Source organism: Nostoc sp. C96, from assembly GCF_059384975.1.
The window spans coordinates 2192784-2205021 of record NZ_CM182020.1; the positions used below are offsets into that span (position 1 = coordinate 2192784).

Here is a 12238-nt window from a genome sequence, read left to right on the forward strand (position 1 = left end):
TAATGGTCAATAGTCAATAGTCAATGGTCAAAAGGCTAAATATTGTAATTTCAGACTTCAGACTTCAGACTTCATACTTTTTTCGTTCAGGAAAGCCTCAAAAGTCAACTTATTAGGTAACGAAGTTTGTGCGCCAGATTTTGTGGCTGCTAAAGCACCTGCGGCTGCACCCCAAATCACTGCTTGATGTAAAGTCATTCCGGTGTAAAGTGCAGCTGCTAAACCACCATTAAAAGCATCACCAGCCGCCACAGTATCTACAACATTAACTGAAAAAGCTGGCACAAAAAATGTTTCTTCTGCTGTGGCACAAACAACACCCTTTGCACCTAATTTAACGATCGCAGATTTCACACCCCTTTGCAATAACACTGCCCCTGCTTTGGCTGCTGATTCTGGGTTATCTACCGTAAACCCAACTAATTGTCCTGCTTCCACTTCATTGGGGGTGATAATATCCACCAAAGGGTAAAGTTCTGCTGGTAAGTTAGATTGTGCAGGTGCAGGATCAAGAATTACTGTTATATTTGCATTGCGTCCAGCTTTAGCTGCTGCAACAACAGCACTCAGGGGAATTTCTAATTGTAAAAGCAGTGCTTTAGCTGTTGGTAATAAAGGTGATAACCTATCTACATCTTCGTGATTTACTTTTCCATTAGCACCAGGAATCACCACAATTTGATTTTGCCCAGCATCATCAACAATAATTATGGCAACTCCAGAACTTACCGTTTCATCCAATAAAATATTGCCAGTTTGTACACCAGCAGTTTGCAAATGATTCAGCAGTTCTGTACCAAAACTCTGGGTTCCCACCCGCCCTACTATATGAGTGGGAATTCCCAACCGTGCTAATGCTACTGCTTGATTTGCACCTTTACCTCCCGGTATTTGAAAAAAATCGTTTCCCAGCAAAGTTTCACCGCTAGTTGGTAAATGGGTGGCTGTGGCAACTAAATCTATATTGATACTGCCGAAAACAATAATACTCATAATGATAATTTTGCTGAGAAAGATTTAGTTAGATGATGGAAATTTAGTATTTACAAGATTTCTCCCCAATTTTTAGCAAAATTCATGCTAAATCTGACTAAATACACCTCAATATAGTTTCTTTATCAACAAGTTGTGTTTGAATTTGACGTTGAGAATATTTATTTAATGGATATATAGTTAATGCCAGATTATTGACTTTATCCTCTAATTTGTCTTCTTTATCTGGTTCAACTTCCGCAGTGCAAACCGTTAATTCATAGCGTTTTGAGTGCTTGTTCAGCGCAGCGATCGCGACTAGATATAATTTATTCGCCATAGGTCAATGCTGTAAGAAAAGATTAACTACTAATTTCAACAACAACTTCATTACCTCTGGTTTCAGATTTTATAAATAAAACATGAGGAAATTGTGACGATGCCAGCGTTACACTGTGTCTGGTCATCTGAAATTACTGAGATATTTTGACCAAGCGACGCTCTCTCCTCTGATAATATCTACCTCTAGTAAATTTCTTGATATCGTTCTAAAAAACCGGAAGATAAGTTTTAGGGTAATTACACAAGCAAGCGGTTCTCTCTATTGGCAGACTTTTGCAACCATATTGCTATAAATTGCTAATAATCACACCATATAATTAACCTATGATCAAGGAATGTTAAAAATTATCACACTGTGGATGCCTCATGAGCTTAACAATAGATTATTGGAGAGATTCCGCAGTTTTGGCGAGAAAGCTGGAACAATGCAAAAATTTCGCTGATTTGCTCGCTCATTTACGGCTTGTTTGACACATCTGCAAAAAAAATTGACAGTCAATAGCTAAAGCGTTATACCATATCAAGGTGCAATATACGTAAGTTTTTTATTGTTATGTCTAGTGTTGAACGCGACGAAACCAGAGAAAATCGCATCGCCGCAGAAATTATTGTTGATGCGGAAGATAAAGAAGATCGGGCAATGGGCTGGTACTATTACCTAGAAGAAGCTTTGAATTATCCGTTTATGGCTAAGTGGGCCAAGAAATCCCGCAAAACATCGACAATAGAAGAGAAAAACGTCGAGGTGCTAGGAATGGCCCCCGATGATGAGTGCTTAAAAGATATGTATGTGGAAGTAGCTGACATTAATGGTAAGGATGATGATGTCTATTCGGCAAAATTATCAGAAATAAAGCCTATTGATGCAGATAGTGAAACAGAAGAAGCGATCGCAGATTGGCATTACTGGCTGGCTAGAGGCTACAAATTCTAGAATATAGCCATTTTTCGCCTCAATTATCTGATAAATAGCGAATGATTCGACAGGGGTTTCCAGCCGCGACAACATTTGCAGGCATATCTTTCACAACCACACTACCAGCACCAATTGTCGTGTTGTCGCCAATTTTTACCCCTGGACAAATAATTGCACTTCCACCTATCCAGACATTGTTACCAATTTTAACTGGTGCAGCTAGTTCTCTACCCGTCAAACGAATGTCTGGTTCTACGGGATGATAAGCCGCATAAATCTGCACGTAAGGCGCACACAAAACGTTATCGCCAATTTCAACTAGATTGCAGTCTAAAATTACACAGCCATAGTTAATATATAATCTATCACCAGCATAAATATTACTGCCGTAGTCACAGTGAAAAGGCGGCACAATGGTAGTTTTTTCTCCTACCTTACCTAGTAATTCTTGTAAGATTTGTTGTCTTTGCTCTTGTTGTTCCGCAATCGTATTATTATATTTTTGCAAAAGACGACTGGCTCGTCTATTCTCAGCCACTAATTCCGGATCTTCTGCTAAATATAACTCGCCAGCTAACATTTTTTGTTTTTCTGTTTTTTCCATCAAAGATTTTTAGGTTTTATTAAAAAATAATGTTGAATTTAAAAATAATTTTTCAAGATGATTTTAAATTAAAATAATATTGCCACAAAAATACAAAATTTAACTGAATTTACCAAACTTAGTCAAAATTAGCAAAATTCGGAGGAATATGCCTTTTCGGATTTTAAGCTTGGATGGTGGTGGAATTAGGGGAGTTGTTGCTGCAACAATTTTGGCAGCTATTGAGCAGCAAATTAATCAGCCTTTGCACGAGTATTTTAACTTAATAGCAGGCACGTCTACAGGCTCAATTTTAGCAGCAGCGATCGCCACAGGTCGCAGCAGCCAAAATATCATTGATCTATACACACAAAAAAGCTCAAGAATTTTCCCTTACAGCAGTCTTTTTTCTTTACAGCGACTACCTCTGATTTTCAAATATGGGATATCTGCACCAAAATTTTCTGATGCTGGTTTAACTCAAGTTCTCAAAGAAAATTTAGGTGAAATCAAACTATTTGATATTCCTGAACCGAAGTTATTAATCACAGCTTACGATACCATTGCCAGAGAACCAATTATATTTAAAAGCTGGCGACAAGATAAAGATTATGGCAATGTACCACTGTGGGAAATCTGCGTTTGTTCTGCCTCGGCTCCTACTTATTTCCCAGCACATAAACTAGATAGAATAGTCAAAGGTAAAGTAGAAAGAGCGACAGAAGATACTATTACTTTAGATGGTTATGCTTCCCATACAGAAAACCTTTATAACAATACACAAATTAGAATTGTGAGTGGTACAGGTAGCGGTCAAACTCGCACTATTAAAACATACAAAGGTTACACAAGAGAAGCTTTATTAGATTCTCCGTGGGAAACTATACCAGATAATACTGCTACCTACTCAATTAAATGTATCTACTCTGCCATTGATGGCGGTGTAGCGGCTAATAACCCATCAGCTTGTGCTGTAGCGGAAGCTTTAAGATTAGGGCATTCCATTGAAGATATTACCATTCTTTCTATAGGTACAGGCGATCGCACACGCATCATCCCATTTCAACAAGCCGAAAGCTGGGGTTTAATCCAATGGGCGCAGCCACTAATTGGGATATTATTTGATGCTTCATCGGGCGTTCATGAGTACATCACCGACCAAATCATTCCAGACGACCATATTTTACGATTACAATTTAAGCTAGACCGCGAACTTATCGGTAAGCGATTGAGTGATGATATCGATGATGTCAGTCCTGAGAATCTTCAAAATTTAATGGAAGCGGCAAAAGTTTATATTCAGCAGCCAGCGATACAAAATAAATTGCAAGAATTTTTACGCATTAACTAAGAATGTTATTGCCAATGTTCGGGATATTCGAGGTAGTCTGGCAGAATAGTGGTGCGATCGCCCGAAGCTGAGTCAATCTGCTGTTGTTTTAGATTTTGAACTCCTGTAAAGTTTGCCCCTTGCAACTTAGCGTAACTCATATCTAAATTTTTTAGGTTAGCATCCTGAAAATTTGCTCCTTGCAGTGCAGCACAAGTCATATCTGTCTCTTGCAATTCAGCACAAATGAGCTTTGCTTTTTGGAGGTTGGCTTCATGAAGAGTTGCTCTTTGTAAATTAGCACTAGTCAAGTTTACTGAGTGTAAATTAGCTCCTTGAAGCTTGGCATCTTCTAAATTAGATTTCGCCAGCATTAAATTAGACAAGTTTGTTCCATTCAAATATGCCTCTTTCATATTGGCTTGATACAGAGTTGTCCTGAAAAGAATAGCATCATATAGATTTGCACCTTGTAAATTAGCTGCTAATAATACTGCCCTATCTAGATTAGCCTTGTTGAGAATTGCTTTTTGCAGGTTAGCATTCTTGAAGTTGGATTCTTGTAAATTTGCTTCCTCAAAGTCTGCTTCTTGTAAATTTGCTTCCTCAAAATCTGCCTCTTGAAGTTCGGCTTTGCAGAACCTAGTTCTTCCCAAGTTTGCTCTTTTGAAAATTGCTCCTTGCAGCTTTGCTTCAAAAAGGTTTGCCCCTCTTATATCGATATTACTTAAATCAAGTTTTTGATTTTCTTGCTCATTGTTACAATTACGCCGTCCAATAACAGTGAGTGCAGCTTGAATATCCGTGCGAATTTTTGGTATTTGCTGTGTATTTTCTATGTTTTCGTCTTCCAGTTTTATAGGCATATTTTCTCGGACAAATGCCGTGAGAACTTCCATAATTGTCCAGTGATCATCTTTGGAATCCTTCGCAATTCTTTCTAACGTATAAATTGCACCTAACCGCACTTCAATCTTTTCGCTTCCAAGCTGTTCAATTGCTTTCGCAAAGCGTTCTGTAATTTGTTTATCTTGTGCTGCTTTGGCATTTTGGATTGCAGCTTCAGCATTTTTCAAAGCTGCTTTGGCACTTTCATTAGCAGCCATAGCACTTTTGTCCATAGCTTCCGCACGCTTGGCTGCATAAAAAGCGTTAATAAATACAGCGATTCCCGCAAAAATTGTTCCGGTTGTTGTTAAGGCTTTAATGCCATAATCTAACCTCTGTTCTGTTGATAAACCCTCAACGTTTATAAATGCTAAAAAAACGGCTGCTAAAAACAGAATAAATATAATTGGTAGAACTATTAACCAAGTTCTGAGAGCGTCTGTGTTGTTTTCAGACATAGATAATTCAATATTTTGGCGCTGCTGATGATAATATCAAAAGCTCACGCAAAGGCGCTAAGGCACTAAGTGATTTTTTGCAAACTCAACTAAAAAACTTCTCAACGCAACGGGCAAATATTTCCACACCCATCGGTAAAACAGTTTCATCAAAATCAAATCGCGGATGATGATGAGGATAAGCTAAATCTTTATCTGGATTAGCAGAACCTAGGAAGAAGTAACAGCCGGGAACTTCTTGTAAGAAGAATGACATATCTTCGCCGCCCATTGTTTGGCATTCTGGGACAATTCCTACAGGCGTTTCTACCACTTCTTCTGCAATTGATCGCACTAATTGTGCAATCCCCACATCGTTAATTACTGGGGGATACAAATTTGTATATTCTAAGTTATAGTTGGCACCATGACTCTGGCAAATTCCGGCAATTATTTGCTCTATGCGCTGTTGAAAAAAGCCAGCAAATTCTGGGTTAAAATACCGCACTGTGCCTTTCATATTGGCGGTGTCAGCAATTACATTGTGGGCTGTACCTGCGTGAAGTGCGCCAACAGTTACAACGGCGGAATCAATCGGGTTAACGTTCCGGGCGACAATGGTTTGTAAGGCGTTGACAATCTGCGCTGCAACTACAATTGAATCAACTGTTTGATGGGGAATTGCACCGTGTCCACCTTTGCCTAAAATTGTGCAGTTGAATAACTCTACAGCCGCCATTAACGCGCCAGCACGAACACCGACAGTTCCCAAGGGAAGATTATTCCATAGGTGTAAACCAATAATCGCATCCACATCAGGGTTTTGCAGTACCCCAGCCTCAATCATTGGTTTTGCACCTCCCGGCCCTTCTTCGGCTGGCTGGAAGATAATTTTCACCGTCCCCGCAAAGTCTTCTCGGTGCTGCTGGAGATAGTATGCTGTACCTAATGCGATCGCAGTATGTCCATCATGTCCACAAGCGTGCATTACTCCATCATGTTGCGATCTATAGGGTACTTCGTTCAGTTCTTGAATGGGCAAAGCATCCATATCTGCCCGAATTGCTAGTACTTTTTCAGTGCTGAGTTTAGTACCTTTAATGGTGGCAACAATACCAGTTTTCGCGATACCCGTTTGATGTTCAATTCCCCATGCTTGCAATTTATTTGCAACAAACTCAGCCGTCAGTTTTTCTTGAAAGCCTAATTCTGGTTGTTGATGTAACCGCCGCCGCCACTCTACTAATTGTGGTTGCAATGAGCGAATTGAGAGTCGCACACGGGATAAATCAACAGAATAAGAATTGGGTAATGTGGAAACCATTTTGACAACAAACTGCTACAAGACGGCTGAGATTGGGTTATGTTCTCAGTTTAATAGTTCCTTAAATATTTAGCGCTTCTAAATTTAAATTAGATGCAGCTTGAGCAAGTTTGTCTAAATCTGCTGGATTATCAAAATAAGGCAAGCAACCTAAAACCGGGATGTGGGTAAATGATTCAATTACCTCTGGTGGTGTCCAGTCGGTAATCTCTGCATCGGTACGGGGTTGAATGCAGTTCAGTACAATACCGATAAGATTCACCCGTAACTGTCTTGCTAATGCCACATTCGCCACTGCTTGAGATATTGCGCCTAATCTCACCGGGACGACTAAGACAGTAGGTAAACGCCATTCGCCAGCAATGTCAGCCACTGTTAATTCGTTAGTCATTGGTGAACCTAACCCACCAGCAGATTCTACCAACAGAAATTCATAACGCGATCGCATCTCACACAATGTTTTCCACACCACAGCTAAATCAACTGGGCGATTTTCTCTGGCTGCGGCGATGGGTGGTGCTAGAGGCGCTTGAAAATACAGCGGTGTAATTTCTTCTGGCGATTGTTCTAGCTTAAACAGATTTTGATACCACTCGCGATCGCCAATTCCCGATTGTATTGGCTTCATAATTCCCCAGTGACGCTGCGGATAATATTTTTGCCAATAAGCGGCTAATGCTGTCGTTAAAACAGTTTTGCCAGCTTCGGTGTCAGTTCCAGTAATTAGTAATGTATTCAACAATCTGTTTTACAAATAGATAATAAGTAACAAGTGATGTTACGAGACGTAAATATACCGGAAATCCTCACCAATGACAAATGACAAAAACTCAGTGCAGGATTTCAGCAGTTCTTAACCAAAGCTTGAATGAAGACTCTGCGTAACTTCGCGTTTACCTCAGCGCCCCTCTGCGTTTCAAAAACCCTTACTAAGGAGTATTTTCTACCCTAGGTGTTGGTTGAAGTGTGCCATCCACAGGCGGGTTATTGTCTGGAGGAACTGTGGGTGTTGGTGTAAACGCTGGCGGAAATGTGGGTGTTAGCGTTGGTGTTACTGTTGGTGTTAGCACTGGTGGAAATGTAGGCGTTAGCGTTGGTGTTACTATTGGTGTAGCTGTTGGTGAAGGTTGAAGTGGGTTTTCTAACGCTACCCTGAGATTATAATCACTTTCACTAACTCCAGGCGCAAGATTTAATTGCACAGTGTACCTACCATTTTTTGGCAAAATACCTGTATAAGAGCCTACTTGTTGAGCGCTACTATCAAGTACTTGACGATTCGGGGCTAAGACAGTCAAAGTAATACCTGTACCTTGTTCCAGCAGTGTAGTTAACTTAGCTCCAGCTTGTCCAAAAAAGGTATACTCCGTAACTTGACCAGCTTTAAGCGAATTTTCCACTGTCGCTGTGTTCGATGCGTCCAATCTCAGGCGCTTACTAGTAATAGTTGGTTCTGTGTTGCTGGGTGTTCCGAATGTTGTACCGCCAGAAATGACAGGTGAAGGGAAAGTCTGAGGTGCGGGTGGGGTTGTTTCTGGTTGTGTATTAGACTGACTGCGAATTGAACTCACCAGCGCCCAAGAACCAAACCCCGCAAGGATAACTACCACACTACCAATTGCACCCAGCGCCAAAGGATTATCTAACACTGAGTTAGAACGGCTGGGGGGAATCACAGGGTCAGGTCGGTTAGATGGTTGTGATGGAATTGCATCGGGACGACGACCAACCGCAATTGTTTGGAAATTGGACACTGGTGGCGGTGCTGCTACGCCTGGTTGCTCGACAAATTGTAATGCTTGGGCGACCTCAGCCGCACTTTGATAGCGATCGCTCGGCAAAGGATGTAACATCCGATTAATTACCTGAGCTAATTGCGGACTTACCCTCACAAATCTTTGCCAAGTCCAGGTAAGCTGGGTTTCATCAAACAACTCAGACGGTTCTTTAGCAGTTAGTAAAACTATTGCTGTCACCGCTAAAGCATACAAATCACTACTGGGATAAGCCCGTCCGGTTTGCATTTGTTCATTGGGAGAATAGCCCAATTTACCTACACTAGTAACATTGATGTTAGTATCTGCTGTTTGCAAGCGCGTTGCCAGTTCTTTCACCACGCCAAAATCTATTAACACTGGCAAGCGATCACTATCCCGAAAAATAATATTTTCCGGCGAAATATCACGGTGAATAATTCCACGACTGTGAATGTGTTCTAACACAGGTAATAGCGATCGCAACAACTGTAATACGTCTGGTTCGCTAAAAGTTTGACCTATAGATTGTTTTTCAACTAGTAAATCTCGATAAGTCTTACCCGCAACATAATCTTCCACTAAAAATAAACGGTGATCTTGCTCGAATCTTTCGCGGAATTTCGGGACTTGCGGATGTTCAATTTGATATAAAATCGTCGCTTCTCGCTGAAAAAGTTCTTGGGCTTTTTCCCAAGCACCAACCCCAGATGCGATCGGAATTAATTCTTTAATTGCACAAAGTTCGTTAAACCGACGCTGATCTTCGGCTAAATAAGTTCTGCCAAATCCACCTTGTCCCAGAATTTGAATTATCCGATAACGGTTTTGTAAGACAGTACCAATTGTAATTGGAGGTTGCATAAATAAATTCAAATTTAATCATAACTGAATACACCGACCTCACAAAGCTGAGTTTGGAGGACACAATACATAGAATTCACTCAAAAATTCTTCCTTGAAATATGCTGTCAGGGTTTGAGGATTTTGCACCTTACGCCCCTAAATTTCTTTACCCTCATCCTGATAAATTTGTGAACCCATCACTCCAACCTTTGATTTTTCATTTTCATACGTAAGTTACACGACAATGACCTGCGGCGATATTCTACCCTAAGAAAAGCAATAATCGTATTCAAATTTCAACCTGATTACCAAAACCACAAGAAAGCTGGCGTAGATAGCAAAAGCGCACTCATGCACTTCCCTTTCTGCGCCCTCTGGGTAAATCCCCTGAACCAAAATCTAGAATTTCTAGTTTCCCAACTAATTTTGCAGATTTGAAAATTTTTCTCCAATTTATAATCCAAAAATTTAGTTTGTCAGTTTATAATTTTGTAGCTGGTATCATAAAATATTCTTCTACCCCAGAAGAATTTAATTTTGGGTATTTCTACTGTCTGAGTTCCAGTTCTACTTCACTTAAGCTGAAAAGAGTTGGACTCATTAATCAATACAGTTGGTAGGATCATTACTCTACCAGACTAAATCTAGAGGAAATTTGAGTTGTTGAGAATGACTCAACTATGGGGCTAACTTACACACTATAGGTCAGTTACGAATTCGATGGTTTGTTTACCACTAAAGACTGAAAAATGGACTGATGGTAGCTCTATTGAGAAATGTTTAAAGTTTTTATGAAAGCTTAAATAAAGCTCACAGATGTTTATTTAGCCTATTCCGGTTAAATCTGGTAAATATCTAAATGATAATCTCGCCATGAATGCACTTCGAGGATCTGCTGTGCTCAGTTCTGCCGCTTTTAAGGTGCAGCCAGCTGCAACAGGACTAACTGAAAACCATCGCCTGCGGCTATTTTCTGGCTCTGCCAATATACAACTGTCTCAAGAAGTCGCTCGTTACCTGGGGATGGACTTGGGGCCAATGATTCGCAAGAGATTTGCGGATGGAGAACTTTATGTTCAAATCCAAGAATCTATTAGAGGCTGCGATGTTTATTTAATCCAGCCATCTTGTCAACCAGTTAACGACCACTTAATGGAATTGCTGATTATGATTGATGCCTGTCGCCGAGCCTCGGCTAGACAGGTAACAGCAGTGATTCCATATTATGGTTATGCTCGTGCCGATCGCAAAACCGCAGGACGAGAATCAATCACAGCCAAACTGGTTGCCAACTTGATTACGGAATCAGGTGCAGCTCGCGTTGTGGCAATGGATCTGCACGCTGCTCAAATTCAGGGCTACTTTGATATACCCTTTGATCATGTTTACGGTTCGCCAGTGATACTCGATTATTTGGCTAGTAAACAACTGCCTGATTTGGTGGTTGTTTCTCCTGATGTCGGTGGCGTAGCACGGGCGAGAGCATTTGCCAAGAAGTTGAATGATGCTCCACTTGCCATTATTGATAAACGCCGTCAAGCTCATAATGTAGCGGAAGTCTTGAACGTCATCGGCGATGTCAAAGGCAAAACAGCCGTGTTGGTAGACGATATGATCGACACAGGCGGAACCATCGCTGAAGGCGCTAGGTTGCTGCGTGAAGAAGGAGCGCGTCAGGTATATGCCTGTGCTACTCATGCAGTCTTCTCTCCCCCAGCCATTGAACGTTTATCCAGCGGTTTGTTTGAGGAAGTCATCGTCACAAACACGATACCCTTACCAGAAGACAAACGCTTTCCGCAATTAGTAGTGCTTTCCGTGGCAAATCTTTTAGGAGAAACCATCTGGCGGATTCACGAAGATACCTCTGTAAGTAGTATGTTCCGTTAGCCAAAAAAAGACTGTTATTCAGATTACAGTCTGGCATAAATAAATATTAAATTTTGAAGTATGAAGTCAGTATTTTTTTCTCTTTCATGCTTCAATTTTTATTTTCATAGCATTTTCTTGATGTGTTAAGTGATTGGCAAGTAAAATCAGCCGATATTTTTAGTTTGTTGAAAGTGAAATAATTTGGACGATCGCAAAGTAAATTCAACCATTCATCCAAAAGTATCTGATTTGATTTTAGAATATGGGCGATCGCGTTTATGCTAATTTACAAAACGCCCATGTCATAGTTATAAATGCAACCCAGTTTAAAACACTACGCTGATTACCTTTGTATGGGATTTCAATTAAATCTTTGTTCCCACGCTGAAATTGTAAACTGGGCTGATCGACTTATTGAAAAAAGTGACTATCCTGAAGATTGGATGATTGAGCTATCTACAAGTGCAGATAAGCATCCATTAGACATTATCCACTTGCTCGATTTTATTCCCGGCGAACCAGATTTAGAAATTTCCTTCAGATTGTTAATTGCTAAATTAGGTAAAGTTTATCCAACTATTGAGCCTGAAAATAATTGCTTTGCCAAACCTGAACACAGTAAATTATTGCGATCGCTATATCACTTAATTTTTGATAATAGTCCTTCGGAGGAACTGAGAAGAGCTATTTATCAGATTGATATGGATTTTGATTATGTAGAGCAAGGTTATGGAGATTGGTCAGTAATTCAACAGGACTATGAACAATTAATTGCTACTAGTTATGATTATCAACAATGGACTGATGGCAAAATTCAGTAGTTCAAATGTAAAATAACTGTAGATTATTTATTGTCAGTCAAATGCTGAAATAACTCGCTACAAAGGCATCTGGAATATTCAACTCTCAAAAAAATGTCAATATTACTTAGAGTCTTTGTCAACTTAATGCTTTAGCTTTAAAAACTGCTAAAT

General features: G+C 40.1%; 11 protein-coding genes. 4 read left to right on the top strand and 7 right to left on the bottom strand.

Going from position 1 to position 12238, the window contains the following annotated elements; translation table 11 throughout:
* Positions 1-57 precede the first annotated feature (57 nt).
* Complete coding sequence (rbsK, locus tag AC504W_RS09380; RefSeq protein ID WP_494877522.1) at positions 58-993, bottom strand: ribokinase; 936 nt, start codon at positions 991-993, stop codon at positions 58-60.
* 97 nt (positions 994-1090) lie between these two features.
* Positions 1091-1312 (bottom strand): hypothetical protein, encoded by a 222-nt coding sequence (locus AC504W_RS09385; protein ID WP_494877523.1) that lies wholly within the window; start codon positions 1310-1312, stop codon positions 1091-1093.
* A gap of 555 nt (positions 1313-1867) precedes the next feature.
* On the opposite strand from AC504W_RS09385, the gene AC504W_RS09390 reads away from it, so the two are divergent.
* A complete protein-coding gene (locus AC504W_RS09390) occupies positions 1868-2248 on the top strand; it encodes a calcium-binding protein (protein WP_494877524.1) in 381 nt (126 codons plus the stop codon).
* A gap of 19 nt (positions 2249-2267) precedes the next feature.
* Here the strand turns inward: AC504W_RS09390 and AC504W_RS09395 are convergent, their stop codons facing one another.
* On the bottom strand, positions 2268-2834 hold the full coding sequence (locus AC504W_RS09395) for a sugar O-acetyltransferase (RefSeq protein ID WP_494877525.1): 567 nt from the start codon (positions 2832-2834) through the stop codon (positions 2268-2270).
* A 148-nt stretch (positions 2835-2982) separates the two neighbouring features.
* On the opposite strand from AC504W_RS09395, the gene AC504W_RS09400 reads away from it, so the two are divergent.
* On the top strand, positions 2983-4164 hold the full coding sequence (locus AC504W_RS09400) for a patatin-like phospholipase family protein (RefSeq protein ID WP_494877526.1): 1182 nt from the start codon (positions 2983-2985) through the stop codon (positions 4162-4164).
* 5 nt (positions 4165-4169) lie between these two features.
* On the opposite strand, the gene AC504W_RS09405 is transcribed toward AC504W_RS09400, so the two are convergent.
* The 4 genes from AC504W_RS09405 to AC504W_RS09420 form a co-directional block, all read right to left on the bottom strand.
* Positions 4170-5489 (bottom strand): pentapeptide repeat-containing protein, encoded by a 1320-nt coding sequence (locus AC504W_RS09405; RefSeq protein ID WP_494877527.1) that lies wholly within the window; start codon positions 5487-5489, stop codon positions 4170-4172.
* An 85-nt stretch (positions 5490-5574) separates the two neighbouring features.
* Positions 5575-6792 carry a M20 family metallopeptidase gene (locus AC504W_RS09410; RefSeq protein ID WP_494877528.1) on the bottom strand — a complete coding sequence of 406 codons (1218 nt, stop codon included), beginning with the start codon at positions 6790-6792 and terminating at the stop codon, positions 5575-5577.
* Between the two features lie 61 nt (positions 6793-6853).
* On the bottom strand, positions 6854-7531 hold the full coding sequence (gene bioD / locus AC504W_RS09415; RefSeq protein ID WP_494877529.1) for a dethiobiotin synthase: 678 nt from the start codon (positions 7529-7531) through the stop codon (positions 6854-6856).
* A 190-nt stretch (positions 7532-7721) separates the two neighbouring features.
* Entirely contained in the window at positions 7722-9410 is a 1689-nt protein-coding gene (locus AC504W_RS09420) for a protein kinase domain-containing protein (protein ID WP_494877530.1), read from the bottom strand.
* Positions 9411-10265: 855 nt separating this feature from the next.
* On the opposite strand from AC504W_RS09420, the gene AC504W_RS09425 reads away from it, so the two are divergent.
* Both AC504W_RS09425 and AC504W_RS09430 read left to right on the top strand, forming a co-directional pair.
* On the top strand, positions 10266-11282 hold the full coding sequence (locus tag AC504W_RS09425; RefSeq protein WP_096575766.1) for a ribose-phosphate pyrophosphokinase: 1017 nt from the start codon (positions 10266-10268) through the stop codon (positions 11280-11282).
* Between the two features lie 335 nt (positions 11283-11617).
* On the top strand, positions 11618-12085 hold the full coding sequence (locus tag AC504W_RS09430) for a hypothetical protein (RefSeq protein ID WP_494877531.1): 468 nt from the start codon (positions 11618-11620) through the stop codon (positions 12083-12085).
* The last annotated feature ends 153 nt before the right edge of the window (positions 12086-12238 follow it).